This window comes from Aliagarivorans marinus DSM 23064 (assembly GCF_000429485.1).
Classification (GTDB): Bacteria; Pseudomonadota; Gammaproteobacteria; order Enterobacterales; family Celerinatantimonadaceae; genus Aliagarivorans; species Aliagarivorans marinus.
Genome location: NZ_AUBY01000014.1, coordinates 118,029 through 143,735 on the forward strand (window position 1 = coordinate 118,029; position 25,707 = coordinate 143,735).

The window sequence follows — 25,707 nt, forward strand, 5'->3', positions numbered from 1 at the left end:
TAGTAGCAATGAGTGAGTATTTTGATCAGTTAGCCAGCACATGGGAGCAAAACCCCATGCGCATCGAGAGAGCTTCGGCGACTGCGGAAAGGGTGAGGAAGACATCGATTAGTTCTTATCGGCACCTGGTTGATTTTGGCGGCGGTACTGGCCTTTTGGGCTGCCTATTGGCGGATCAGTTTGAACGCGTCACCGTCGTCGATACCTCGCAGGCCATGCTCAAAGAGGCAGAGCAAAAAGCACTGACAAACTCGCTGAGCAATATTGATACATCAACGGCTCTTCCCTCTCAGCCTGCATCAGCACTGGTAACGCTAATGGCGCTGCATCATGTCAAGGATCTGGAGGGTTTCTTTAGCCACGCATCCGTTTGCCTCGAGGCGGGTGGAACCTTGATGATTGCCGATCTCTACAAGGAAGACGGCTCATTTCATCACTATGAGCCTGGCTTTGATGGTCACAATGGTTTTGATATCGAACAGTTGTCAAAGATGCTCACCCAGCATCACTTTACGGTGGAAGGTGAGAGCCAGTATTTTTCGATTACTAAAGAAGACGCTGATGGTGAGCTACGTGACTACCCCTTGTTCTTTTTGGTGGCAACCAAGAACTAACAGCGTACTAACTCGCAGCGTGATTAATGCCAAGGAGCGGTGATGATTATCAGCAACACCCTGGAACCCGGCGATCTGGGCAGTATCGTTACACAGCATGGCCTGTTGTATGCCAAAGAGTATGGCTTTGATGCCAGCTTTGAACCCTACGTGGCAGAACCCTTGGCCCAATTCGCCAAGCGTTGCAGCGAGCGAGAGCGGATTTGGCTAGTAAAACAACAAGGAGCACTGCTTGGGTGTATTTGCATCTGCGAGAACTCGATGGCCGAGGCCCAGCTGCGTTGGTTCTTTCTCGATCCCTTCGCTCGAGGCAAGGGGCTCGGTAAACGGCTAATGGATGAAGCGATCACCTTTTGTGCAGAACATGACTATGAAAAGGTCATCTTGTGGACGGTGGCAGGTTTAGCGGTATCCAAGTCGCTGTATTTGCGTTCCGGCTTCGTGTTGGTCAAAGAGTACCCACGTGATCTTTGGGGCAAATCGCTGCTGGAGCAGTGTTACGAAAAGCTGCTTTAGTTATGTTTGGCTGAGTATCAGCGCTTGGTTTTAAGAGGAGTTTTGTCGCGCTTACTTCACCGCAAACTCGACAAAGCTCTCCAGCAATGCTCCGCGATACTTGCTTTTGTGCAGCACCAAGTAATAGTCACGAAACAGCGCTTGCTTAAGCGGTAGGCGCACCACCTGATCGGCCACCCGGCTGGCACGAAGCGAATGCAGTGATAAGCAGGAGAGGCCCAGGCCTGCGGCGACGCCGTTGATGATCGCGGTGGTGGCGTTGAACTGATAGCCCTCTTGCCAGCTGTTAAGCGCGGGGGCCACGTGCTTGAGGAAGTAGTTGCGACTGCCTGAGCCAGTTTCGCGCAGTAGCCACTGCTGTTGCTCTAGCTCGCTAATATCCAGTGATGATGCCGAGGCCAGCGGGCAGTCTTTTGGGGCGATAACGCACATCTCATCGCTGCCAAAGCGCTGAGCGGTTAGCTGAGGGTCGCTCACCTCACCTTCGGTCAGGCCCACGTCTATCTGAAAATCCAGTAGCTGTTGGCATAACAAGTCGTTGTTGGAGATGCGGATATCCTTGTCTACCAAGCCTGGCCCTTGATGGTTGGGGCTAAAGGCCGCCAGCATTGCGGGGAGCAGGTGGTTGCCGATGGTTTGACTGGCGCCAATCTTCAGTTGGCCGGTCAGTGCATTGGGCTGGTTTGACAGGCTTGCTAGCTGCTGATGACGCTGCAACAGTTCATCGCTCAGAGGCAGTAGCTGACGGCCTTGTTGATTGAGCTGGAGTCGCTTGTTAACCCGGTCAAACAAGGAATAGCCTAGCTGCTTTTCAAGCTCGCCAAGGGCCAGACTGACCGCCGCTTTAGACAGGTGCAGCTCAATGGCGGCCTGACTCAAGGATCCCTGCTGGGCAATCTGGCTAAACACCCGCAGCTGTTTGATGGTGATTGCAGGATTCATCGCTGGCTTTTCCTCTGCTCTTCTATCCCTAGTGTGTTTAGTTTCTCAAAACAGCTGTAAATAACAATTAAATATATTAAAACATCAAGCAGGCGTATTATGGCGGCTGTAAGAAAGGCGCGTATGCGCCCGTTGGTTAGGCCCGGTGGGTTACTCTCTTGTTGGTTGTCTCCTTGTTGGTCGCCTCTTTATTGGTAGATAGTGATGAAGCAGAAAGTCGTATTTGTTGCCGCAGCATTGTTATGTTTGTACCCGTTTATCTCCTCTGCGTCAGCATTGGTGATGGGCTTTACCTTGGCGACTTTGGGGCTGGTGCCGGCAAACCTCGAGCTGACGCGCTGGACTAAAAAGCTGCTGGCTTACTCGATTGTCGGTTTGGGCTTTGGCATCAACTTTCAGCAGGCTCTGGCGGTGACCAGTGATGGCCTGGGGCTGATTGTTACCAGCATTGTGGCTACGCTGGCGCTGGGTATGGGGCTGGCGCGGCTACTCAAGCTAGAGGTCACCACTTCCTATCTTATCTCGGCGGGTACCGCCATCTGCGGTGGCAGTGCCATCGCCGCTGTCGCACCAGCGATTAAGGCCAAGGATCAGCAGATTGCCATGGCGCTAGCCACAGTATTTATGCTCAACTCTGTCGCCTTGTTTGTGTTCCCGGTGATTGGTCATGCGCTGCAATTGGACCAAACCACCTTTGGTACCTGGGCGGCGATTGCAATCCACGACACCTCCTCGGTGGTGGGCGCCGCATCCGCCTATGGCGAGCAGGCGCTGATCACCGCCACCACCTTAAAGCTGTCGCGGGCGCTGTGGATTGTGCCAGTGGCCTTGGTCAGTGCGCTGCTGTTTAGAAGCAACAGCCGTAAGATTGTCATTCCCTACTTTATCTTGTTTTACTGCGCCGCCATCTTGCTGAGTGATGCACTACCGCAGTTCCAGCTTGCCTACGATTGGGTATTTAGTCTGGCCAAGCAAGCCTTGGTGCTGTGTCTGTTCTTGATTGGCTCGAGTATCTCGCTGGAGAAGGTGAAGGCCTCGGGGGGCAAGGCCTTAGTGTTTGGCGTGATCCTATGGTTGGCGATATCCAGTGCGACCTTGGCTTGGTTGCTCTTGGGGTAGTGGCTGCTTAGTTACCTGCAAGTTCCTTGCGTAATGTGGGCGCTTGCCAGCGATAGCTGCCTTGATTATGATTACTGTTTTTATATACAGTAATTGCCATGCGTTTATACATTGCAGAAAAGCCTAGTCTGGGGCGCGCCATCGCGGCAGTGCTGCCCAAGCCTCAGAAAAAACACGAAGGTTATATCGAGCTGGCGAATGGCGATTGCGTAACCTGGTGTATTGGCCACTTGCTGGAGCTGGCCGAGCCCGAGCAGTATGACGAGCGCTTCAAACAGTGGCGCTTGGATACCTTACCCATTGTGCCCGAGCAGTGGCAGTGGCGCCCCAAGCGGCAAACCTCCAAGCAGCTTACGGCGATCAAAAAGCTCGCCAAGCAAGCCTCTCAGCTGGTACACGCCGGTGACCCGGACCGCGAAGGGCAGCTATTAGTCGATTTGGTGATTGAACATTGCCGCCTGCCCAAGGCCAAGATGACCAGCATTCAGCGGCTGCTAATCAACGACCTTAACCCGCCTGCGGTGCGCAAGGCGCTGGATAAGCTACGCGGCAATGGCGAGTTTGCGGCCCTGTCGGATTCGGCCCGTACCCGCAGCCATGCCGATTGGCTGTATGGCATCAACCTGACCCGTGCCTACAGCGTGCGTGGTCGTCAGCAGGGTTATCCGGGTGTGCTGTCGGTCGGGCGGGTGCAAACTCCACTGCTTGGCTTGGTGGTAAGGCGCGATCTGGAGATCGCCAACTTTGTTGCCAAGCCCTACTATCAAGTGCGCGCCGAGCTGCTTACCGAACATGGCGAGCGCTTCTCGGCAATGTGGCAACCCTCCGAGGCCTGCTTGCCCTACCAAGATGAGGAAGGCCGGGTACTGCTGCGCAAACTGGCCGAGCATGTGGCGCGCAAGATCACCCAGCAAAACGCGCTGGTGGATAAGCTGGAGGCCAAGGACAAGCAGCAGGCGCCGCCGCTGCCTTATAACCTCTCCAGCCTGCAAATCGACGCTGCCAAACGCTTTGGCATGAGTGCCAAACAGGTGCTGGAGGTGGCGCAAAGTCTGTATGAGCGCCATACCCTGATCACCTACCCGCGCTCGGATAGCCGCCACCTGCCTCGCCAGCAACATGCCGGAGCGCCCAAGGTGGTGGCTGCGCTGGCCAATAACCATCCTGCGCTCGGTGAGTTCACCGCCAAGGCTGATACCAGCCTAAAATCCAAGGCCTGGAACGATGCAAAGGTGGATGCCCACCATGCGATTATCCCCACCGAAAAACAACTGGCCTCGGCCAAGTTGAGCGATGTGGAGCAGAAGATCTACGGGCTGATCGCCCGTCAGTACTTGGCTCAGTTTTATCCCCACTATCGCTACCGTGAGGTGCGGGCGGAGATCCGCATCGAAGAGGGGCTGTTTTTAGCCAAGGCACGACAAGATTTAGCCTTAGGCTGGAAGGTGTTGTTCCAGCGTGAAGGGGCTACCAACAAGCAAGATAATGCTGAAGAGCAAAGCCGCCTGCCCGCGCTTAGCCAAGGCCAGCAGCTGTTGTGCGAGCAAGGCGTGGTTGAGGACAAGCTGACTCAGCCGCCTAAGCCGTTTAGCGATGCGACTTTACTTGCGGCGATGACCGGGATCGCCCGCTTTGTGCAATCTAAAGAGCTGAAAAAGGTACTCAAAGACACCGATGGTCTGGGTACCGAGGCGACTCGTGCCGGTATTATCGAGCTGTTGTTTAAGCGCGGCTTTTTGCAGCGACAGGGGAAGCAGATCCATGCCTCTGATGCCGGAAAGGCCTTGATTGGTGCATTGCCCGAGGCCTGCAGCCTGCCGGATATGACCGCACTGTGGGAGCAGCAGCTGGAAGCGATAGCGAGCGCCCAGCATCAAAGTGGCGCGTTTATGACAGACCTCAAGCAGCAGTTACAAAGCTTGCTACAGCAGCCGGTGTCTGCGGCGGCCTTCAGCGGCCTGAAAGCGCCGAGCAAGCCGCGCTGGAGCAAAGGTTCGCGAAAAGGCTCTAGCCGTAGTGGCGGGAAGCGGCGTTCAACCAGCTCTCGTAGCACTGGCGGGCGCAGCAAGGCGACCAGCTAAGCGCTTAGCTTGCCGCAAACTGCCGTCGGTAGTGGCTGGGAGAGATCCCTAGCTGCTTGCGAAAATGATGGCGTAGGGTAATGGCGTTATCGAAGCCACTTAGCTGGGCGACCTTATCTATAGCAAACGCCTCGCTCTCCAAGATCTGCTTGGCCAGCTGCAAGCGCTGCTGAGTCAGCCACTGTTGCGGGCTTAGCTTAAAGCTGCTGCGAAACTTGCGATCAAAGGTGCGTCGCGACATGGCGGCCTTGGCTGCCAGAGCGTCGATATCTAAGGGCTCGTGTAAGTGCTCAATTGCCCAATCCAAGGCTTGGGCAAAGTGATTGGGGTGGGCCAGAATTGGCGTTTCTACAAACTGACTTTGCCCACCATCGCGCTGGGCCGATACCACCAAACGCCTTGCCACTTGGTTAGCAATGGCATAGCCATAGTCTTCACGGATCAGCGCCAGACCAAGGTCGATAGCCGCAGCGCTGCCTGCCGAACAGGCTAAGTTGCCATGGCGAACATAGAGCACATCATCCACATAGCTCACCTTGGGAAAGCGTTGCTGAAACAGTTCGGCATAGCGCCAGTGGGTGGTTGCGCGCTGGCCGTCTAGCACGCCCAGCTCGCCCAGTAAGAATGCCCCAGAGCAAAAGGAGACCAGCCGACAGCCACGTTGGTGGGCATGCAATAGCTCTGAGTGCAATAGTTCCGAGCACAGTGGCTCGCTGAGCGTCGGGGCTGCGGTGGGCCAGCTGGGGATCACCACCATCTGATAATCATTCAGGCTCGTCACCGTTTGTGCCTGTAGGGTCAAACCGCCAAGGCTGGCGATGGGTGCATCCTCAAAGCTGACCATGTCACACTGATACCACTGCTCAAACTCCGGCCGTGGCAAGGCAAATAGCTCACTGGCGCAGGCCATCTCGAACAGGGCGACATTGGGGTGGCAGAGTATTGCAACGCGCATAGCGATTCCTTTTCTAAGCGCTAAAGTTCAAACGCGATGGCTGGATATTATCGATAGTTGACTATAAAGCCAATTTCGCAAAGGCTCAACTTGGTGGAGACTGGATTGGTACTCGCGAGGTAACACGCGTAAAACCACAAAAGGAGATTTGATGATGAGTTCCGCCGTTAGCCGTATCCCTGCCGCCAGCCCCGAGCAAGCGTTGGCCCACTTCCAGGCCCTGCAGCAGTTTGAAACCGACTGCTGGGATGTCCACCATGCCCTCAGCAACCAACGCCAAGACTTTGTGCTGTTGGATGTGCGCGCCGAATCGGCCTTCAGCGAAGGGCATATCGCCGGCGCAATAAGCTTTCCCTACGCCAAGTTGAATCAAGCAAACCTAGCGGAGTATCCCCAAGACACGCTGTTCGTGGTCTATTGCGCCGGGCCACATTGTAATGCCACCGAGAAGGCGGCGATCCGCTTGGCTAAGCTTGAGCGCCCGGTGAAGAAGATGATTGGCGGCGTCTGTGGCTGGCTGGACGAAGGCTTTGAGTTGGTATCGGGTAGTGAAGGCTAGCCTGCCGCGTAAGGTTTTTCTGAGAAATCGCAGAGACAATCACCACTAACTTCAGCCCTTGCCGGAGCTTTGCCTGCAAGGGCTTGCTGTGCTGGCGGTAACTACTGAGTTTTCGTTGGCGTTTCAAACAGCTACGGCGATCAATTTACCTGCAGAACTAAGTGTTTATACTGATGCTTTGACTAAATATTCAACAGCTTAAGGACGAGTTATCGATGAAGCCGCTCTATCCACCTGCCAACCCCAACTTTTCTTCTGGCCCCTGCGCGAAGCGTCCGGGCTACGATGTGGCCAAGCTTAAATTGGACACCTTGGGGCGCTCCCACCGCAGCAGCCTCGGCAAGGCAACCTTAAAAGAAGCCATCGAGCTGACCCGGGAGATTTTGCAGATCCCCAGCGATTATCGCATCGGCATTGTGCCTGCCTCCGATACTGGCGCGATGGAGATGGCCATGTGGTCATTATTGGGCGAGCGCCCGGTGGACGTGTTCTCCTGGGAAAGCTTTGGCGCTGGTTGGCTGACCGATATCACCAAGCAGCTCAAGCTGGATGGCGTGACCAGCTACAGCGCCGACTATGGCCAGCTGCCCGAGCTTAGTCAGTACAACGGCGCCAACGATTGCATCTTTACCTGGAACGGCACCACCTCCGGCGTTTGTGTACCCGATGGTGAGTGGATCGCTGATGACCGTGAAGGCTTGACCATCTGCGATGCGACCTCGGCGGTGTTTGCGATGGCGATGCCTTGGCAGAAGCTGGATGTGACCACCTTTAGCTGGCAGAAGGTACTCGGCGGCGAAGGTGGCCACGGCATTATTATCCTTAGCCCCAAAGCGGTGGCGCGTCTGGAAAGCTATACCCCAGCCTGGCCACTGCCGAAGATCTTCCGCTTAACTAAAGGCGGCAAGCTGATTGAAGGGATCTTTGAGGGTGCCACCATCAACACCCCGTCGATGCTGTGTGTGGCCGATTACATCGATGCGCTGCGTTGGGTGGAATCACTGGGTGGCTTGGAGGCCTGTATCGCCAAGTCGAAAAGCAATCTGGCGGTGCTGGAAAACTTTGTGGCCCAACATGATTGGATTGATTTTCTGGCCAGCGACGCGGCTTGTCGCTCGAATACCAGCGTGTGCTTGAGCCTGTCATTGGAAGCCGCGCAGGTGAAGCAGATGATCAAGCTGCTCGATAGCGAAGGTGTGGCCTATGACATCGGAGCTTATCGGGATGCGCCTTCGGGGCTGCGGATCTGGTGTGGTGCTACGGTGGAGAGCCAAGACCTAGAGGCCTTGGTGCCATGGCTCAACTGGGCCTACCACCAAGTAGCATAAAAAGGATTTTGTTTTGGGCAGCGTTTACGTTGCCCTTTTTATTTCAGGGAGAAAGATAACGATGAGAAACATCCGTACCTACAACAACATATCCCCTGTCGGACTGGCCCGCTTTCCTCAAGACGACTATCTGCTATCGGCGGATATCAGCAACCCCGACGCCTTGATGCTGCGCAGCCAGAACCTGCATCAGGAGGACTTTCCCGAATCAGTTAAAGCCATTGCTCGCTGTGGCGCGGGGGTCAATAACATTCCGGTGGACCAGTGTACCCATCAGGGCATCGTGGTGTTTAACACCCCCGGGGCCAATGCCAATGCGGTCAAAGAGTTGGTATTAACCGGTATGTTGATGAGTGCCCGTAAAGTGGCCCAAGGCCTGGAGTTTGTGGCGGGGCTGGACGGTCAATCCGGGGCCGATGACTTTAACAAGCTGGTGGAGCGTGAGAAGAAACGCTTTGTCGGTGGCGAGCTGAATGGCAAAACCTTAGGCGTGGTGGGCCTCGGCGCGATTGGTGCCAGCGTCGCTCACGCTGCGTTGAATTTGGGCATGCGGGTGATTGGCTATGATCCGGTACTCAGCGTTGATGCGGCCTGGCGCTTATCGTCGCAGATTGAGAAGGCGGAGAACCTGGCCTCGCTGCTAAGTCGCTGTGATTACGTTAGCCTGCATGTGCCGGCCAATGCTCATACCAAAGGGCTGATCAACGCCGAGATGCTGGCCAATATCCAGGTGGGAGCGACCCTGCTCAACTTCGCCCGCGGCTCGATTGTGGAAGAAGACGCACTGCTAAGCGCCCTGGCGGAAGAGCGCCTGTCGGCTTATGTGTGCGACTTCCCCTCGCCAGCTCTGCTGGGCCAATCGCGGGTATTGCTGCTGCCACACCTTGGCGCGAGTACCCAAGAGGCCGAGCAAAACTGTGCGCGCATGGCCGCAGAGCAGCTGATCGATTTTCTGGAGAACGGCAATATCCGCAACTCGGTTAACTTCCCAGATATCTATTTAGAGCGTAGTGGTGGCCACCGTATTGCTTTTGCTAACGACAATGTACCGAATGTACTGAGTCAGGTACTGGCCAAGCTGTCGGCCTTGGATATCAATGTGATGGATATGCTCAACAAGAGCCGTGGCGATATCGCCTATACCATTCTCGATGTGGCCGATGAGCCGGGCGAGCATGTGCTCAATGAGATTGCCAGTATCGAGCATGTGTTTCACGTTAGCCGTTTTTGACGTGACACTGCCGCAATAAAAAAGGGCCTGCACGTGCAGGCCCTTTTTTTAGCTCGGTAGCTTACAGGGTAAAGATAAACTGCGCGCTGAGGGCATAGTGATCGTCTTTGCCCACTTGGCCGCTGAGATCGAGACCAAATTTACCCCAAGGAGTAAAGCCGAAGCCGGCGGTGAACAGGTCGCTGCCGGAGCTGGTGATGCTATAGGCGTAGCCCACTCGAACCTGAGCCCACTTGGCTTCTACCTCGGCACCTAAGCGTGCGTATTGCAGCTTGTAATCATACTCTTTGAAGTACTGACGTTTGTTCAGATCGATGTCGAAGGCCATCTGGTACCAGTCGCCGGTAAACGCTGCTGCAGCGGTAAACTCTGGCTCCACCTGGAAGGTGGCTTGGCTGCCCTGACTGATATTGGTTTTAAGCTCGCGCGAGACTAAGTTGCGGCCCGCTAACCCCAGGCTCACCCCATTGTCGAAGTGGTAGGCAGTACCCAGGTCGATGTTAAAGCCGCTCTTTTCCAGACGATCATCGATGTCAAAGTCATCGTCTTCGTAGCTATCGACGGTTGCTTTGTAGTTCAGCGAGTAGAGGCGTTGATACTTGGGTGAGACGCCCACCTGCCAGGTGCCGCCATTGGTCTCAAAGCTTTTCGCTAGGCTCAGGCCGACGTCGAAGGTGCCGCCACCGATGGCTTGAGCGAATGAGTTGAGGTCTTCAAAATTTGGGTCGTCAAGGTCTAGGTCGTCCTCATCGACAATGGTCTTGCCAAGGCTGATTCCGTTGGCCTTGGTAAAGAAGTTGGTGCTGACCAAAGAATTGGGAATGGCTATCACCAGGCCAAAGGTCGCCTCGGCATTGACCTCATTGCCATCGAGCTTGCGCAGTGCGTTACGCCATTGCTCCAGCTCTTGCTCGCTGGGGTTACTGCTGAGGTTATCGTTGATGTCCTGGAAATCCTCCAGCTCATCAATCATATCGTCGCCATCGTGGATACGTGCCGCTAGGGTGGGCAGCAGCATACCAAAGCCATCTTCGCTGTTGTGATTAGCGGCAAGCGCCGGATTATGCAGGCTGGCACTGATGTAGTTGGCCGAGGCCACGCCGGTGCCACCCATAGCTACGCTGCGGCTATCTGCGAGCGTTGAGGCGCCCGCCTGCCCTGCCAGGGCTAATGCAATTAGAACACTGAGTTTTTTCATTTTCTTCCTAGTACTCATCCGTGATAAACCCGCTCGGATCGAGCGGGCAGAAAGCTTAAAGTACTGATATTACTGAAGAGTGAAACGAGCGCCCAGTGTTTTTAGGCGGCATTGCTGACGAGTAGCGTTTGCTCGGTCGGCGTTTGGCGAAAGCGTCGGACTTCTTTAAGCAAGAAATAGGCGATCACCATTCCCAGCAGCAAGTTGGACAGCGGTACGGTCATCCATACCCCGGCGACACCCAATACACGGGGCAGCAATAACAGCAGCGGGATCTGCGCCATCATATTGCTGATCGATATCATGGTGGCCTGACGTCCTTTGTTGACCGCCATATAGTAGACCGAGGCGAGGAAGATAAAGCCGTCTAGGGCCAGGCCCAAAATATGAATACGGATCCCCGGGATACTCGCTGCCAGCAGTTGTGGATCGTCATCGACAAACAAGCCGATGGCTTGCTCGGGGAAGAGGTTCAGCACGAGCGTGAAGGCTAGTCCGCTAATAATGATGGTGGCCAAGGCCAGGTTAAAGGTCTGGCTGATCCGCGGGTACTGGCCTGCGCCAAAGTAGTAGCTGACCGGTGGCTGCAGGCCGCTGGCGATCCCCTGACTAAACAGGTAGTAGAGGGTGGCTAGATAGCCGACGATGGCAAAGGCGCCGACATCAACGGTATCGCCCACTTGCATAAACATGGCGTTGTGCAGGGCGATAATAAAGCCAAAGTAGCAGTACATCAGCAGGCTAGAGGCACCCAAGCCGGTGAGCTTGATTGCTTGGCTAAAGTCAAAAGAGAGTGTGTTCCAGTGCAGGCGCAACTTGGCATACCGGCTAAAGAAGTAGCCAATCCCCAGCACACAGACAACGCCCTGAGCGGCGGTGGTGGCCAACGCCGCACCGCGCAGCCCCCAGTCGAATACTCCAATAAACAGATAGTCGAGCAAGATATTGAGTACCGCGCCCAGGCCAATCAAGGCGGTGGAGATATTCGGGCTGTCATCGTTGCGCACCAGCAGCGGCAGGGCTGCGGAGACCACGGCAATACCAGCGGCCCAGATAAACACTTGGATGTAATCTTGGGCATGCACCAGCACATCGCCCTGTGCGCCTTGCAGTTGCAGCAGTGAGTCACCAAACAGCCATAGCAACACGGTGCAGGCCAGTGAGTAGAGCAGTGAGAGGATCAAACCGGTGGAGAGTACCTGACGGGCTTTTTGCTCGTCCTGCTCACCACGGGCGATGGACTGCAGGCTGCCCGCACCCATACCAACCAATAGGCCAACTCCGATAATCACACAGATCAGTGGCCATGCCAGGTTGATCCCCGCCAGGCCTTTCATTCCGATAAACTGACCGACAAAAATCCCATCGATAATCTGATACAGCCCGCTGATCAGCATGGCCATGACCGAAGGAATCGCATAGCGCCAGAAGGTGCGGGCTACGCTGGTTTGGATGGGGGATGTGTCTTTCATGGGTTTACCTCTGTCATCATCCGGGCATTATCGGCATAATTGAGATGGAATAAAGTTATTATGTATCCGTTAAACGGATGGATGAGTCATGAACTGGGATCTGGAACAAGTTCGCGCCTTTGTCGCTGCCGCCGACAAGGGCTCGTTCTCTGCCGCCGCCCGCCACCTTGGCAAGGCGCAATCACGGGTTAGTACCGCAGTGGCCAATCTTGAGCTCGATCTGGGGGTGGACTTGTTTGATCGCTCCCGGCGGTTACCGGTGCTAACCCATGCGGGGGCCGAGTTGCTGGAAGATGCGCGGCTGTTGCTTAATCAAAGTCAGCGATTGCAAGCCCGAGCTGGGGAGTTTTCTCAAGGCAGTGAAATTAGCCTGCAACTGGCCGTTGATGAGTCAATGATGATCACGCTGCAGCGGGAGTTTTTTCAAGACTTTGCTAGTCAGTTTCCACGCCTCAAACTTACGCTGATCAATGGCAGTCAGTCTGATATTACCCAATGGGTAAGCCGGCGGGAGGCTGATCTGGGCCTAACGTTTTACCCGAAGAGATTATATGCAAAAGACGAACAGGACAGTTTGCAGTACAGCTTATTATCACAGTTTCGCCAATGTCTGATTGTGGCGAAATCACATTCGCTTGCACGGGTAGAAAAAATAAACTTAGAGCACTTGCAAGCCTATCGGCAGTTGCTTATCTGTGATCAGCAGGGGAAATCGGGCGAACAGATTGTATCTAGTGACCATTGGTTTATCGATAGTTATTACTCGATCATTGAGTTGGTAGTAGCAGGCTTAGGCTGGGCTATCGTGCCAGAGCATCTGGCCGAGTCTGAATGGTACCAGGCAGAAATGCAGCGCATTCCAGCAGATAGCCTTGGCACAAGTATGCTGACGGAAGTTGCTTTGGTAAAAAGGCGTGATCGTGGCAAAGGGCCGGCGATAGATTGGTTTTATCAACACGCCGCTAAGCTGTTTAATCGCGACAACTAAAAAAGGCCACAAATGTGGCCTTTTTGCTGACAGTGCTGCGGTTTACAGCGCTGGCGGGTATACGTAGCTGGCGCCCAGACCCAGAGGGAAGCCTAGTGCCCAGTAACCCAGTAGGAACAGGGTCCAGAAGATGGCTAGCGCAATCGAGTAAGGCAGCATGGTCGCAACCAGGGTACCGATACCGGCGTTCTTCGCGTACTTCTGACAGTACACCACTACCAGTGGGAAGTAAGGCATCAGCGGGGTGATGATGTTCGAGCTTGAATCACCTACACGGTAAGCCGCTTGTACCAAGTCTGGAGAGATGTTCATCTGCATCAGCATCGGTACCAGTACTGGCGAAATCAGCGCCCATTTGGCAGAGGCTGAACCTACGAACAGGTTCACTAGAACAACCAGAATAATCATGCCCACAATGGTGGCTGGTGCTGGCATGCCAACCGCTTCCAGGAAGTTGGCACCTTTCATCGCCATCAATACGCCGATGTTTGACTGACCGAAGGCCCATACAAACAGCGAGCAGAAGAACGCCATAACGATGTAGTGGCCCATGGTTTCCATGGTCTTAGACATCGCGGCAACGACGTCGTTGGAGTTCTTGAAGCTACCGTTCAGGTAACCAAACACAACACCCGGAATGACGAAGAAGATGAAGATAAGCGGTACGATGATCTGCATCATCGGCGCAGCGAAGCTGGTCAGTGAGCGAACTTCTTCGAACACGATCTCGCCGCTTGGCAGTACCACTTCAACCAACTCGGCTGGTGCACGCAGTACTGACTCGTGTGGCCAAGCGATAGCAACCAAGGCACCGATCAGGGCAAGCATGATGCAGCCAGCAACACGGAACGCGAAGCTTTCGCGGCTTGAGGTGGTTTGCAGATCGTTGTCGATCTCTAGGTCATCAGCCAGCGGTGCGTTCTTGCGCAGACGTGGCTCAACGATTTTGTCGGTGATGTACCAAATGGTGGCAACGATAGGCAGACAAGAGGCCGATGCGAAGAACCAGTTGTTCAGCGGGTTGATCTTCATGTCGGCGTTGTATAGCTGAGCTGAGCTCTCGGTGAAGCTCTGTAGCAGTGGGTCCAGACCTGAAGGAATGAAGTTGGCACAGAAACCGCCCGATACACCAGCAAAGGCCGCGGTGATACCAGCGATTGGGTGACGACCTACTGCGTGGAAGATAACGCCTGCTAGTGGAATCACCACAACGTAACCGGCGTCAGTCGCAACACTCGAGATAACACCAATCAGTACCACTGCTGGGGTAATCATTTTCTTCGGAGTGAACTTCAGCATCGCTTTTAGCGCGGCGTTAATAAAGCCGGAGCGCTCAGCAACACCTACACCCAGTACCGCCACCAGTACCACACCTAGCGGTGCGAAGCCGGTGAAGATTTTAACCATATCGGTCATCAGCTTGACCAACCAATCGGCGCTAAGCAGGTTGTTGATAACGATAGTTTCGCCACTGCGCGGGTCAATCTCAGCAAAGCTGAACTGAGCCATGATCATGGAGAAGATGCCGACAACAAATAGCAGTCCCAAAAACAGCATGGCTGGATCTGGCAATTTGTTACCAACACGTTCAATCGTGTCTAGGAAGCGTGCGATCCCACCCTTAGGTTGGGCAGCGTCGCTGGCGGTGGTTGAAGTCATAGGTACCTCTGGTTATCCCTAAGTTGTTGCATTTATTTGGTATTTAACCGCCATCCCTAGCTTTATCTTTGTCTTTTCTCTGCTTCCTTGAGAGTAGACAGTCCAAAAGTTTTACTAAACCGCGCAAAGGCAGTGAATAAATCTGGCGTCATTTTGCCACAAACCCTGCTTTAGTATCAGCGCGGGCTGACTGGCAAATAAACAAATGTAATCTATCTGTCGTTTTTAATACGTCGAATTCGTGAGTTGCCGCGCAAACTAACAGTCGATGTTTATTGGGTTGATCGTGCATAATACGTGGGATCACTGCGGTCTATTACTCGCATTTATCCGCGCAAGGCAAGAGTTTTTCGCATTAATATTTTTCATGTTATCTGATAACATTTTTTTATTTCTACAGCTTAAACTGCGACCTGGCCTGCTACTGAAAAGGTTAACAACTGAGTTTCTATGCCCCAAAGCCCACACCATAATCATCGCCTCGACTGGGCGCGCGCAATTGCGTTGCTGGCCGTAGTCATCATTCACACCAAGCCCTTTATGAGTAGCTTGCTGATTAACCAGCAGCCGTGGATCGGCATGCTGATGAATCAGCTGGCGCGCTTTGCGGTACCGCTGTTTTTTGTGATCGCCGGTTATCTGATTCAACCAAGGTTAGTACAAAGTACCGCAATCACCTTGCGCAGCTATAGCCGACCCTTGCTCAGGATGTGGGGGCTGTGGACGCTGCTTTATCTGTTATTGCCGTTTAACCTAAAAACGCTTGGTAGCGAGGGCTACTTGGTCGAACGAAGCAACTACTGGCGACACTTGGCCAGCGCGCCGCTAGACAGTTTGCTGGAGGGCGGTATGGTGCACCTTTGGTACATCCCGGGGCTGCTGTGCGCGCTTGGCTTAACCGTGTTGCTGGTTAACCGAGGATGGCTGCGGTGGCTATTGCCTATGTCCTTGGCGCTGTATCTACTCGGCTTACTGGCCGGCAGCTATCAATCACTCAGCGGTATCGATCTGGGTATCACCACGCGCAATGGCCCGTTCTTTTCTTGGTTGGTGTTCGCGCTCGGCTTTGAGGCGCGTCGCCGTCACTGGCAACTGTCACCCTATACGGCAATGGCGATGATGCTGATTGGCATGAACATCCATATCTTTGAGGGGCTGGCGCTCAGCCACTTCGAGGTGGATTTTATCAGTCATGACTTCTTGTTCGGTACCCCGCTGTGGGGCATGGGGCTGTTTATGCTGCTGATCGGCCTGCCGGATACCGATAAGCGCCTGCCATTTAAACTAAGCAGTGAAGATGTGCTGGGCATCTACCTGTGTCATATGCTGGTGCTTATCTATCTGTTTAATCTGGCCGGCATGCTCCAGTTTTCTCCGCTGCTGCGAGATGTGCTGATCACGCCATTGACCTGCGTAATTTCGTGGCTGTGGGTGCGTGGAATCAAGCTGACGCCTCTGCAACTATTGGTTACCCGCCAAACTGCGTAGGTTATTAAAATTTAACAAAATTAAAGCGATAGCTCTGGTTGTCATAAAAATGTAAATAGCACTATCTAGTCTAGGCGAGTCAACTCAACGCTAAACACACAAGGATGTGAATCATGATGGCTCGCTCTGCCCGCCTGGCCCTGCTTGGCGCCTTTAATCTCTCTGTGGTTGCTTGTGCAACCCATACCGCCAGCGAATCGGCTGGGCCCACCGGGATCGAAGCCCAGCTTGCTGAGCTGGGGATCCAATGCGCCAGCGTCGAGCGCGCGGCCACCGCAGAGTTTAGCTCGCTTAAGCTTGAGCTGGTGGGACGCCACATATCGAGCAATGACTTTGATACCTCATCTGCGGAAATCGTCAGCTACGATGGCTGCAGCGATCAGCTGTACGTGGTGAATGCCGAAGATAAAAGTGTGGATGTACTGAGCTTCGACGCACAAGGTGCCCCTGACTTCAGTGCGCGTCTGGACTTAGAGAAAGCCGCTGAGATGGCCGGCGTGAAGATCGGAGCTGCCAACAGTGTGGTGGCGAAAAACGGCTTGGTAGCGGTGGCCATTGAAAACAAGGTGAAGCAACTGGACGGGATTATCGCCCTGTATCGCTCGGATGATCTGAGCTTGTTGGCAACCTTCCCGGCTGGGGCGCTGCCCGACATGGTAACCATGAGCGAGGATAGCCGTTACCTAGTGGTGGCCAACGAGGGTGAGCCAAGCGACGACTATCTGGTTGACCCAGAAGGCAGCGTGACCTTGATTGATCTGGCCAGCGGTATCACCTCAGACAGTGCCAGCGTCACCCAGATTAACTTCCATGATTTTAACGATGACGGTGAACGTGCCGGTGAGCTAAATGGCGCGCGTACGCCGCGCCCCCATGGCGCCAGCGTTGCTCAAGACCTGGAGCCTGAGTACGTCGCCCTAACAGACGATGGCAAGAAAGCCGTGATCAGCTTGCAGGAAAACAACGCAATCGCGGTGGTCGATATTGCCAGCGCCTCGGTCGATGGCATCTTCGGTCTGGGCACCAAGAGCTGGGCGCCAGTGGCTGACGGCGGCCAAGGCTATCAGCTCGACGTGACCAACAAAGATGGCAAGTTCCATCGCGCGAGCTACCCGCAGCTTGTCGGCTACTACATGCCCGATGCTATCGCCAGCTTTAGCGTTGACGGTGAACGCTATGTGGTGACCGCGAACGAGGGTGATGGCCGTGAATACGTGTTCGAAACCACCCAAATGCACTGCGAGCAGGCTGGGTTCAAATGGGATGGCGATGAGTACCAGAGCGGCGGTGAAGACGAAGACGCTCAAGCCTACCGTGAAGCGCTCGATGATTGTATCTCGTATACCGATGAGACCCGTGCCTACAAACTTAAGGTAGACCCTGCCCATCCGTTGATGGATGAGAGCCGCTATGGCAAAAAAGGCATCATTGGCAGCAAGAAAGCCATCGGTCGCATCAAGGTGGTTGCCGATGACAAGACCATTGCCGCCGACCAAGACGTGATCACCTTTGGCGCGCGCTCGTTCAGTATCTTCCGCCTTGATGGTGAGCAGGTGTTTGACAGCGGCGACCAGCTATCGACCATGGCCAATACCGAGCAGCACTGGAATGCCAGCAATGACAGCCAGGTGAGCGATGATCGCAGCGACGACAAGGGGATTGAGCCAGAAGCGGTGACTATCGCGATGATTGCCGAGAAGCCCATCGCCTTTATTGGCTTGGAGCGTCAAGGCGGTGTGGCGGTGTACGACCTGAGTGACCCAAGCATTCCGCGCTACCTGGACTTCCACAACAACCGTAACTTTGCTGAGCCGGTGTGCAGCGAAGTGGATGACGACGGAGAGTGTGATAACGACCAGTACAACCCTGCAGCGGGCGACCTTGGCCCTGAGTCGATTGCCTACTTTAGCCGTCTTGGTCAGCACTTTATTGCGGTAGGCAATGAAGTCTCTGGCACCACCTCGGTGTACCGCTTGAACCTTCAATAAGCCACTATTTCCTGGGTAGCGTTAGCTACCCAGGACTCAATGAGATCTATATCCCACTTTTTTGCAACGATTGGCAGAATCCCCATGAAACAGTTTCATGAAGTTGCTAAAAACCTGACTATTGTCTGAGGTCAGACATTTTCTCATCCCGCTCTGTGTAAGGCTGCGGTACATTTGAAACTGTTTTCACGTGTGTTGGGCCTACAGCTTACCTTGCCCGGATAGGGTTTCACCAAACAGTGATGCAAACCGAAGCAATAGCTCACTAAATGAGCGGTAACAAACTGAAAGCATGCCCGCACAGTATAATTCTAATAGAACGCTATCAAACCTATGACGACTGTGACTGATAAGAAAAAGCTACGTCCTACTATTTACGATGTAGCCAAGTTGGCCGAGGTATCGGCCAGTACCGTTTCACGGTTTTTGAACCGCACCACCTTTATCTCTGAGGCGAAACGGGTCCGTATCGAGAAGGCGATTGCCGAGCTGTCCTACAAGCCGCAATACAGCAATAGTGATGGCAGAGGTGGCCGCAGCATGACGGTCGGCCTGTTAGTGCAAGACGCCGACAGCCCCTACTCCAACGAGGTGGTGTTAGGTATCGAGCGTGAGCTAAATGCCAAGGGCTATTCGGCACTGATTATCTCAGGTCATTGGGACAACAAAACCGAATACCACTCCATGGGGATCCTCAGCAAGCATGGCGTTGATGGGATCATCGTGGTCAATGGCAGCCTCAACCCCAACCAGTTCCGCGAGTTCTCAGGGCCGATTCCGGTGGTGAGCCTGGGCCAACTGGTACAAGGTGAACAGCTGCATGCCATTAAGCTGGAGAACAGCGTCGGCGCCTATATGGCCACCAACCACTTGATCCAGCAAGGGCACCGTCAGATTATCCACATGATGGGCATGGTGGCCCACCACGACGCGCAGCAGCGCCTGGAAGGTTACAAGAAAGCCCTGCGCGATGCCGGTATTCCCTATCGGGATGAGTTTGTTATCTATGGCGAGTTCAACTCGGCGGCATCAGAAAAAGCGATGCTGCAGTTTTTAGATAAGAAGCTACGCTTCTCTGCGGTGTTTGCCGCCAATGATCAAAGTGCCTACGGTGTGGTTCAAGCTCTGCACAGACGCAAGCTTAAGGTACCAGAGAACATCTCGGTGATTGGCTTCGATGACTTGGATGTATCCCGCTATTTCGTACCGCCACTCACCACTATTCGTCAGCCGCTACTGCAAACGGGCGCTGCCGTTGCACAAGCGATGCTATCGATGTTGAGCGGTGGTGAATTTGATTATCGGATCCCGCCGATCGAGTTGATCGTGCGCGAATCGACCCGGGTGATTCAGCCCAGTTAAGCTATACCCAAAAAAACCAAGGGGCGTTATCTGCCCCTTTTTACTTTCTGCCATATCGCGCTCAGTCGTAAGGACAGGGGCAATCAACGGCGAGATCTTCCAGATCATTAATCTTGGGAATGTGTTGCTCACTCAAGCCAAACTTCAAAGCAAGTACCGACGCAAATATCTGCCAGTGGCGCAACTGAGCTTGATCGCCCGTCTTACCAACGCTGTCTTCTAACAGTGGGGTTAAGCTTGTGGCGGCGTGGGCCCAGCTAATCATCATCCACTTGAGTTCTTTCAGCTGAAACTCTGTCAACAATCCCAGTTTCTGGGTATCGATAAACAATGACTCCATCTGCTCATGGATCCGCTGATCGTCGTTAAACAGGTGATCGAGCATCTCTCCTTCTTGGCTAACCGCATCCTTAAGTAGTTGCAGCGGGCGTGGATCTGACAACAAACCTGCCACCATCCGAATCAGCAACTGATACAAGCGCTCTGGAGCGGGAAGTTGCGCATCGATATCATCGAGGATGTGGTAGATATAGTCGCGAAAATGCTCATGCATGTTGTCACTCACCTGTTTCCAGATGTTGAGTTTGCTGCCAAAGTGGTGGCGCAACAGGCTATGGGAAACGCCCGCACGTTCACCAATGGCGCGCAATGAGACTGCGCTATAGCCCTGCTCACTAAACAGGTTGAGGGCCTCCCGCAGGATAGTTCCTCGGGTTTGCTCCGCATTGGCGGCGCTCTGTCGACCGACCTTTTTCACCTTCTTCCCCTCACACCATGACGCCAAATTGTGGCGACAAACTATAATTTGATGATGTCAACAAAACATACTGTACAATTGGAAAGTATATCTTGATGGTACCACGGTCATCAAATATACTGCACGCCTGTATAGTATACGCTTGAACAACCCGGCTGGCTAACTCAGCCCCCCATGACGGAGCGGTATTGCCCCATGTTACACCTATCTAAACGAATGATGAGCCTGGCTGGTGTCGGCTTGGTATCGCTCGTTTCTGCCTGCATGCTGTTTGGCAAGAATGCATATTCAGAAACGGAAGCACCGGTATCAGCCGTGACACCGGTCAAGCTGATGAAGGTTCCAGACACATTGACCAGCGACAGCTTTCACTTTGTGGCGCAGGTTGAAGCCAACGACCGTGCCCAGCTGGCCTTTCAGGTGCCGGGCGAGATCCAATCGCTGCCGGTAAGAATGGGCCAAAATGTGTCGCAGGGCGAGCAGATAGCCAACCTTGACCCCAACGATTACCAGTTATCGCTGGAAGCGCGCCAGGCCGAGTATGATTTGGCCAAGGCCCAGCTTGCCCGGGCCAAACAGTTGTCAGAGCGACGCTTGGTCAGTGAGGACATGTACGATCAAGCCCGCACCAGCTTTACCGCGGCCGAAGCGAATCTGGAAAAAGCCAAAACCCAGCTAAGCTACACCAAGATTACTGCGCCGTTTGACGGGGTGGTGTCGCTCAGCTTTGCTAAGCAGCATCAGTTTGTTGGGGCCAATCAACCGGTGTTAGCCGTGGTGGGGCGCGATGTCTTTGATATCAACTTCAGCTTGCCGGTGAGTGTGACTAAACGTTTACCGGTAGAGAGCCTGCGCGACGCGTCCTATTGGGTGACAGTAGCGAACTTTGCCGGTACTGAGCTGGCTGCTGAGTTTGAAGAGATCTCCACCCAGCCGGATCCTGATACCAACTCCTACAACATCACCTTGTCAGTTGACCGACCTGAGCATCTGAACTTCTTGCCGGGCATGGCGGCCAGCGTGTCAGTACGTGGTGAGGAGTACAAAAGCAACTGGCGTCTGCCGACAGGCTCGATTGTGCGCCGTGACGGTCAGCAGGTGACTGTTTTTCAGTACGATCCCGTTGTCAAAGTGGTCAACGAAGTGATTGTGACCTTGGATGAGAATGGTGAAGTACTGGGCGGGCTGAAGGCTGGTGAGCAGATTGTTCAGGTTGGAGCAAACCAACTTAAGCCGGGTCAGCGGGTTCGTCCACTGGTGCGTGAGGGAGGCATCTAATGCGTAAATGGCAACAAGCAAGCATCGTAATGGCGGTGTTGAGTATTGTCGGTTGTGAGCGTGGCGGTCTTCCTGAAGGTCTACCGACCCTGCAAGTCTCGACCGTGCAAGTGGGCGCAGTGGAAAGCTCGCAATATCGTCAGTTTAACGGGGTGACCGAAGCCGCCGAGCTAACGCCACTGGCGTTTCGCTTAGAAGGCGAGATCAGCCGCATCTTGGTGCGCGCCGGAGACATCGTCGAAAAAGGTCAGCTACTGGCTGAGCTAGACAATCGCACCCTGAGTCAACAACTGGCCGATAGCAAGGCGCAGTTCGAGCTGGCATCGCGTCAGCTGAGTCGGGCCCAAGGGCTAGTTCAGCAAAAGCTACTGTCACCTGCAGAGTTTGATGAGCTTAAGGCAAACAAGAGCCTGACCGAGGTGAATTACAAGCTGGCACAGGCGCAACTGGGTTACTCAAAACTGTATGCTCCGTTTAGTGGTGAGATTGCCGAGGTGCCGAAAGAGGCCTTCGAGAGCACCTCGCCCGGTGAAACGGTGTTAAGCCTGTATCAGCATCAGCAAGTGCATGTGCGTCTGCAGCTGCCGAACTCGGTGATGGCACAGATCGACCCAGATGCCCCCGAGACCAACTATCAGCCTTCAGCAACCTTTGGCAACCTCCAACAAAGCTTCCCGGTGCGTTACTACAAGCACAGCGCAGAGCCGGCACAAGCCAGTCAGAGCTTTGAGATGTGGTTGGCAATGCCGCAAATCACTCCGCCAGTGCTGCCGGGCACTGAAGTACAGGTATTGGTGGATATGGCCGCAGCCGGCCTTAGCTCAGAAGTGGGCTATCTGGCTCCGCTAACGGCCTTGCAGCCGGGCAGTGCGCCGGGTGAGTTTTACGCTTGGAAGGTGGTTGATGGCCAGGCACAACAGGTGCAAGTTGAGATTGGTGAAGTAGTGAATCAAGGCGCTTTGGTCACCCAAGGTCTCAGTGAAGGCGACCAACTAATTACCAGCAGCCTCAGTCGCCTACGATCCAATATGCCAGTGGTAGTTGAAACACAGGAGCAAGCCCAGTGACCATTGCAGAATACTCAATTCGAAACAAAGTCATTTCCTGGCTGTTCTTAGTGATCTTAGCGGTGGGCGGCTCGCTGTCGTTCTTCGAGCTGGGCCGTTTGGAAGACCCTGCCTTTACGCTAAAAGATGCCATGGTGATTGCCACCTACCCCGGTGCTACCACCCAAGAAGTGGAAGAAGAGCTAACCTACCCACTTGAGAAGGCGATTCGTCAGCTGCCGTATATCGACAAGATCACTTCCACCTCGTCGGCGGGGATGACCCAGATTATGGTGAGCATGCAGATGACCTACGGGCCAGATGAGCTGCCACAGATTTGGGACGAGCTACGCCGTAAGGTCAACGACCTTGAGCCTAGTCTGCCGCCGGGCGTCAATCCGGTGCAGGTGATGGACGACTTCGGTGATGTGTTTGGTGTGATGCTGATGGTCTCGGGCGAGAACTACAGCATGGTCGAGCTGCGTCGCTACGTTGACCAGCTGGTGCGTGAGTTGGAGTTGGTCGACGGTGTCGGTAAGGTCAGTGTGGCCGGTGAGCAGCAAGAGCTGCTGTATGTGGAAACCTCGCTGCAACGTCTAGCCGCGCTTAACCTGGATTTTTCCGTGGTTGCAGGCTTGCTGAACCAACAGAACAGTGTGGAACAAGCGGGCTACATGACCATCAATGGTGAGCGACTGGCGCTGCGTCCTAATGGTGAGCTGAACTCGGTTGAAACCCTGGAAAACCTGATTATTCACGGTAGCGATACCGGTAATCTGATCCGCCTAAAAGATGTGGCAACGGTGACCCGTGGCTTGGTGGAAGTACCGAGTAACTTGATCAACTTCGATGGGGCGCCTGCGCTTAATTTAGCGATCTCCTTTGCCTCGGGGGTGAACGTGGTCGATGTCGGCAAGGCGGTTACCCAGCGCTTGGCTGAGCTCGATGGCATCAAGCCCGCCGGTGTTGAGATCAACACCTTCTACAACCAAGGTGAAGAGGTAGAAAAGTCGGTAAATGGCTTTGTGATGAGCCTTGCTCAAGCGGTAGGCATCGTGATCGTGGTGTTGCTGTTCACTATGGGGATGCGCAGCGGGCTGATTATCGGTGCGGTGCTGTTACTGACCGTGCTCGGCGCATTCATCTTGATGAGTGTCTACGACATTGAGCTGCAACGGATCTCATTGGGTGCCTTGATCATCGCACTAGGGATGCTGGTCGATAACGCTATTGTGGTGGTTGAGGGTATTCTCGTTGGCATGAAGCGCGGGCGTACCAAAGTGCAGGCCGCGGTGGATATCGTACAGCAGACCAAGTGGCCACTACTGGGTGCAACGGTGATTGCAATTGCCGCTTTCGCGCCAATCGGTCTGTCATCTGATGCTACCGGTGAGTTTATGGGCTCGCTGTTTTGGGTGCTGTGTTTCTCTTTGTTCCTTAGCTGGATCACCGCGATTACTCTGACTCCCTTCTTGTGTGAGATGTTACTGCCAAAAGACCAAGTCGGTGGCGCTGAAGACGAGCCAGAAGAGGACCCTTACAAAGGCCTGTTGTTCGTGGTGTTTGGCGGCATGCTGCGTTTTTGCTTGCGTTTCCGCTGGTTGACGGTGATTGCCATGGTGGCGATGTTGTTCGCTTCGTTGGTCGGATTTGGCATGGTAAAGAATACCTTCTTCCCGCCTTCCAATACGCCGATCTTCTTCATTGATTTGTGGATGCCTGAAGGAACGGATATCCGTACCACCTATCAGCAAGTTCAAGATGTTGAAGGGTTTATCCTTGAAGATGAACGCGTTGAGTTTGTCAGTTCAAGTACCGGTCAAGGGATCCAACGCTTTGCATTGACGTATTCTCCGGAGAAGAGTTATGCCGGCTTTGCTCAGCTCCAGGTTCGGGTCAGCTCGCGTGGCGAAATGCTGCAAATGATGCGCGATCTGGAGGGAGGCTTAGCCGCCAACTTCCCTCAGTCGACGTTCCAGCTACGTTTTCTTGAGATTGGCCCCTCGCCTTCGTCGAAGATTGAAGCGCGTTTGATTGGCCCAGATCCGCAAGTGTTACGCAGTTTGGCCTCAGAGGTTGAAGACATCCTGGCAGCCGACCCTGGTGCGCGTAATATTCGCCACGACTGGCGTGACCGTACCAAGGAGTTGCAGCCGGTGTTTAATGAGTCCCAGGCTCGCCGACTGGGTATCTCTAAAGCCGAGCTATCGCAGAGCTTGCAGTTCGCCTTCAGTGGTCAGTCGATCGGCTTGTTCCGCGACGGTACCGAGATGTTGCCGATTGTGGCGCGTCTTCCAGAAGAGGAGCGGGTCGACTTCTCGACCGTGCAAAACCTCAAGATCTGGAGCCCTGTGGTACAGCGTTATGTACCCATCGAGCAAGTGGTGGACAAGGTTGACTTGGTGTGGACCGAGCCGCTGATTCAGCGCCAAGATCGTAAGCGTACCCTGACTGTGATGGCCGATCATGACATCTTGGGTAACGAAACCGCAGCGTCGCTGTTTGCCAGGGTGCGCCCAGAGATTGAAGCTATCGATTTCCAGCCAGGCTATGAGCTGGAATGGGGCGGTGAATACGAGTCAACCAATGACGCGCAGAGTGCACTGTTTGCCTCGTTGCCGATGGGCTATCTGTTCATGTTCATCATTACGGTGTTCCTGTTTAACGCCATCCGTAAGCCTTTGGTGATTTGGGCGACGGTGCCGCTATCGGTGATTGGTGTGGTAGTCGGCTTGTTGGTGACCGACTCGGCCTTCAGCTTTACCGCACTGCTGGGTCTGCTGAGTCTGACCGGGATGATCCTGAAAAATGGTATCGTATTGATGGATCAGATCAACGTGGAGCTGGACTCGGGCAAGCATCCTTACTCGGCGGTATACGACAGTGCCATTAGTAGGGTGAGGCCGGTGAGTATGGCGGCAGCCACCACCATCTTGGGGATGATTCCGCTGTTTGCCGACCCGTTCTTCGGCTCGATGGCGGTGACCATTATGTTCGGTCTAGGCTTTGCTACCGTATTGACCTTGATTGTGGTGCCGGTGCTATACGCATTGATGCATAAGGTACCCGCTAGCGCCGATGCTTAAGCGGTCATAGCAACGAAAAAAGGCGAGCTCAATGCTCGCC

20 protein-coding genes are annotated in these 25,707 nt (G+C 54.2%); 14 read left to right on the forward strand and 6 right to left on the reverse strand.

Annotated features, from left to right (window positions below; genetic code table 11):
* The first annotated feature begins 8 nt into the window (after positions 1–8).
* Both G461_RS0105740 and G461_RS0105745 read left to right on the forward strand, forming a co-directional pair.
* Positions 9–614 (forward strand): methyltransferase domain-containing protein, encoded by a 606-nt coding sequence (locus G461_RS0105740; protein WP_026971111.1) that lies wholly within the window; start codon positions 9–11, stop codon positions 612–614.
* A 42-nt stretch (positions 615–656) separates the two neighbouring features.
* The gene (locus tag G461_RS0105745) at positions 657–1,130 is read left to right on the forward strand and encodes a GNAT family N-acetyltransferase (RefSeq protein ID WP_026971112.1); all 474 of its coding nucleotides are present in this window, start codon (positions 657–659) and stop codon (positions 1,128–1,130) included.
* Positions 1,131–1,181: 51 nt separating this feature from the next.
* On the opposite strand, the gene G461_RS0105750 is transcribed toward G461_RS0105745, so the two are convergent.
* Positions 1,182–2,072 carry a LysR substrate-binding domain-containing protein gene (locus G461_RS0105750; RefSeq protein ID WP_026971113.1) on the reverse strand — a complete coding sequence of 297 codons (891 nt, stop codon included), beginning with the start codon at positions 2,070–2,072 and terminating at the stop codon, positions 1,182–1,184.
* 204 nt (positions 2,073–2,276) lie between these two features.
* Here G461_RS0105750 and G461_RS0105755 point away from each other — a divergent pair, with 204 nt between their 5' ends.
* Complete coding sequence (locus G461_RS0105755) at positions 2,277–3,191, forward strand: YeiH family protein (protein ID WP_035479482.1); 915 nt, start codon at positions 2,277–2,279, stop codon at positions 3,189–3,191.
* A gap of 98 nt (positions 3,192–3,289) precedes the next feature.
* The gene (locus tag G461_RS0105760; RefSeq protein WP_026971115.1) at positions 3,290–5,272 is read left to right on the forward strand and encodes a DNA topoisomerase III; all 1,983 of its coding nucleotides are present in this window, start codon (positions 3,290–3,292) and stop codon (positions 5,270–5,272) included.
* A gap of 4 nt (positions 5,273–5,276) precedes the next feature.
* Here G461_RS0105760 and G461_RS0105765 read toward each other — a convergent pair whose 3' ends face one another.
* Positions 5,277–6,227 (reverse strand): helix-turn-helix domain-containing protein, encoded by a 951-nt coding sequence (locus tag G461_RS0105765; protein ID WP_035479486.1) that lies wholly within the window; start codon positions 6,225–6,227, stop codon positions 5,277–5,279.
* 151 nt (positions 6,228–6,378) lie between these two features.
* Here G461_RS0105765 and G461_RS0105770 point away from each other — a divergent pair, with 151 nt between their 5' ends.
* From G461_RS0105770 to G461_RS0105780, 3 genes are all read left to right on the forward strand, one after another.
* The gene (locus G461_RS0105770; RefSeq protein WP_245587158.1) at positions 6,379–6,786 is read left to right on the forward strand and encodes a rhodanese-like domain-containing protein; all 408 of its coding nucleotides are present in this window, start codon (positions 6,379–6,381) and stop codon (positions 6,784–6,786) included.
* Positions 6,787–7,001: 215 nt separating this feature from the next.
* Positions 7,002–8,114 carry a phosphoserine transaminase gene (locus G461_RS0105775; RefSeq protein ID WP_026971118.1) on the forward strand — a complete coding sequence of 371 codons (1,113 nt, stop codon included), beginning with the start codon at positions 7,002–7,004 and terminating at the stop codon, positions 8,112–8,114.
* A gap of 61 nt (positions 8,115–8,175) precedes the next feature.
* Positions 8,176–9,345 carry a 3-phosphoglycerate dehydrogenase family protein gene (locus G461_RS0105780; RefSeq protein WP_026971119.1) on the forward strand — a complete coding sequence of 390 codons (1,170 nt, stop codon included), beginning with the start codon at positions 8,176–8,178 and terminating at the stop codon, positions 9,343–9,345.
* A 61-nt stretch (positions 9,346–9,406) separates the two neighbouring features.
* Here the strand turns inward: G461_RS0105780 and G461_RS0105785 are convergent, their stop codons facing one another.
* Positions 9,407–10,543, reverse strand: a complete 1,137-nt coding sequence (locus G461_RS0105785) for a conjugal transfer protein TraF (protein WP_051333384.1) — start codon at positions 10,541–10,543, stop codon at positions 9,407–9,409.
* Positions 10,544–10,644: 101 nt separating this feature from the next.
* Positions 10,645–12,015, reverse strand: coding sequence for an MATE family efflux transporter (locus G461_RS0105790; RefSeq protein ID WP_026971121.1), 1,371 nt, complete (start codon positions 12,013–12,015; stop codon positions 10,645–10,647).
* Between the two features lie 88 nt (positions 12,016–12,103).
* Between G461_RS0105790 and G461_RS0105795 the strand changes: the two genes are divergently transcribed.
* Positions 12,104–13,003 (forward strand): LysR family transcriptional regulator, encoded by a 900-nt coding sequence (locus tag G461_RS0105795; protein WP_026971122.1) that lies wholly within the window; start codon positions 12,104–12,106, stop codon positions 13,001–13,003.
* Between the two features lie 42 nt (positions 13,004–13,045).
* Here G461_RS0105795 and G461_RS0105800 read toward each other — a convergent pair whose 3' ends face one another.
* Positions 13,046–14,662, reverse strand: a complete 1,617-nt coding sequence (locus G461_RS0105800) for an AbgT family transporter (RefSeq protein WP_026971123.1) — start codon at positions 14,660–14,662, stop codon at positions 13,046–13,048.
* A 450-nt stretch (positions 14,663–15,112) separates the two neighbouring features.
* Between G461_RS0105800 and G461_RS0105805 the strand changes: the two genes are divergently transcribed.
* From G461_RS0105805 to G461_RS0105815, 3 genes are all read left to right on the forward strand, one after another.
* Positions 15,113–16,150 (forward strand): acyltransferase, encoded by a 1,038-nt coding sequence (locus tag G461_RS0105805; protein ID WP_026971124.1) that lies wholly within the window; start codon positions 15,113–15,115, stop codon positions 16,148–16,150.
* A 113-nt stretch (positions 16,151–16,263) separates the two neighbouring features.
* Positions 16,264–18,138: a choice-of-anchor I family protein gene (locus G461_RS0105810; protein WP_026971125.1), complete on the forward strand. Its 1,875-nt coding sequence runs from the start codon at positions 16,264–16,266 to the stop codon at positions 18,136–18,138.
* A gap of 333 nt (positions 18,139–18,471) precedes the next feature.
* Positions 18,472–19,500 (forward strand): LacI family DNA-binding transcriptional regulator, encoded by a 1,029-nt coding sequence (locus G461_RS0105815; protein WP_035479490.1) that lies wholly within the window; start codon positions 18,472–18,474, stop codon positions 19,498–19,500.
* Between the two features lie 61 nt (positions 19,501–19,561).
* On the opposite strand, the gene G461_RS0105820 is transcribed toward G461_RS0105815, so the two are convergent.
* Complete coding sequence (locus G461_RS0105820) at positions 19,562–20,257, reverse strand: TetR/AcrR family transcriptional regulator (RefSeq protein WP_035479491.1); 696 nt, start codon at positions 20,255–20,257, stop codon at positions 19,562–19,564.
* A 195-nt stretch (positions 20,258–20,452) separates the two neighbouring features.
* On the opposite strand from G461_RS0105820, the gene G461_RS0105825 reads away from it, so the two are divergent.
* Genes G461_RS0105825 through G461_RS0105835 form a run of 3 tightly spaced genes read left to right on the forward strand, consistent with a single transcriptional unit; the run spans position 20,453 to position 25,667 of the window.
* On the forward strand, positions 20,453–21,535 hold the full coding sequence (locus tag G461_RS0105825; RefSeq protein WP_169727233.1) for an efflux RND transporter periplasmic adaptor subunit: 1,083 nt from the start codon (positions 20,453–20,455) through the stop codon (positions 21,533–21,535).
* Entirely contained in the window at positions 21,535–22,602 is a 1,068-nt protein-coding gene (locus G461_RS0105830) for an efflux RND transporter periplasmic adaptor subunit (RefSeq protein WP_026971129.1), read from the forward strand. Before G461_RS0105825 ends, G461_RS0105830 begins: the two co-directional genes overlap by 1 nt.
* Positions 22,599–25,667, forward strand: coding sequence for an efflux RND transporter permease subunit (locus G461_RS0105835; protein ID WP_026971130.1), 3,069 nt, complete (start codon positions 22,599–22,601; stop codon positions 25,665–25,667). The genes G461_RS0105830 and G461_RS0105835 overlap by 4 nt, the downstream gene beginning before the upstream one ends.
* Positions 25,668–25,707: the final 40 nt, after the last annotated feature.

Bases quoted from the DNA above. Each gene is read 5' to 3' on its own strand.
- G461_RS0105740 (WP_026971111.1), top strand. From the start codon at position 9: ATGAGTGAGTATTTTGATCAGTTAGCCAGCACATGGGAGCAAAACCCC.
- G461_RS0105745 (WP_026971112.1), top strand. From the start codon at position 657: ATGATTATCAGCAACACCCTGGAACCCGGCGATCTGGGCAGTATCGTT.
- G461_RS0105750 (WP_026971113.1), bottom strand. From the start codon at position 2,072: ATGAATCCTGCAATCACCATCAAACAGCTGCGGGTGTTTAGCCAGATT.
- G461_RS0105755 (WP_035479482.1), top strand. From the start codon at position 2,277: ATGAAGCAGAAAGTCGTATTTGTTGCCGCAGCATTGTTATGTTTGTAC.
- G461_RS0105760 (WP_026971115.1), top strand. From the start codon at position 3,290: ATGCGTTTATACATTGCAGAAAAGCCTAGTCTGGGGCGCGCCATCGCG.
- G461_RS0105765 (WP_035479486.1), bottom strand. From the start codon at position 6,227: ATGCGCGTTGCAATACTCTGCCACCCCAATGTCGCCCTGTTCGAGATG.
- G461_RS0105770 (WP_245587158.1), top strand. From the start codon at position 6,379: ATGATGAGTTCCGCCGTTAGCCGTATCCCTGCCGCCAGCCCCGAGCAA.
- G461_RS0105775 (WP_026971118.1), top strand. From the start codon at position 7,002: ATGAAGCCGCTCTATCCACCTGCCAACCCCAACTTTTCTTCTGGCCCC.
- G461_RS0105780 (WP_026971119.1), top strand. From the start codon at position 8,176: ATGAGAAACATCCGTACCTACAACAACATATCCCCTGTCGGACTGGCC.
- G461_RS0105785 (WP_051333384.1), bottom strand. From the start codon at position 10,543: ATGAAAAAACTCAGTGTTCTAATTGCATTAGCCCTGGCAGGGCAGGCG.
- G461_RS0105790 (WP_026971121.1), bottom strand. From the start codon at position 12,015: ATGAAAGACACATCCCCCATCCAAACCAGCGTAGCCCGCACCTTCTGG.
- G461_RS0105795 (WP_026971122.1), top strand. From the start codon at position 12,104: ATGAACTGGGATCTGGAACAAGTTCGCGCCTTTGTCGCTGCCGCCGAC.
- G461_RS0105800 (WP_026971123.1), bottom strand. From the start codon at position 14,662: ATGACTTCAACCACCGCCAGCGACGCTGCCCAACCTAAGGGTGGGATC.
- G461_RS0105805 (WP_026971124.1), top strand. From the start codon at position 15,113: ATGCCCCAAAGCCCACACCATAATCATCGCCTCGACTGGGCGCGCGCA.
- G461_RS0105810 (WP_026971125.1), top strand. From the start codon at position 16,264: ATGATGGCTCGCTCTGCCCGCCTGGCCCTGCTTGGCGCCTTTAATCTC.
- G461_RS0105815 (WP_035479490.1), top strand. From the start codon at position 18,472: ATGACGACTGTGACTGATAAGAAAAAGCTACGTCCTACTATTTACGAT.
- G461_RS0105825 (WP_169727233.1), top strand. From the start codon at position 20,453: ATGTTACACCTATCTAAACGAATGATGAGCCTGGCTGGTGTCGGCTTG.
- G461_RS0105830 (WP_026971129.1), top strand. From the start codon at position 21,535: ATGCGTAAATGGCAACAAGCAAGCATCGTAATGGCGGTGTTGAGTATT.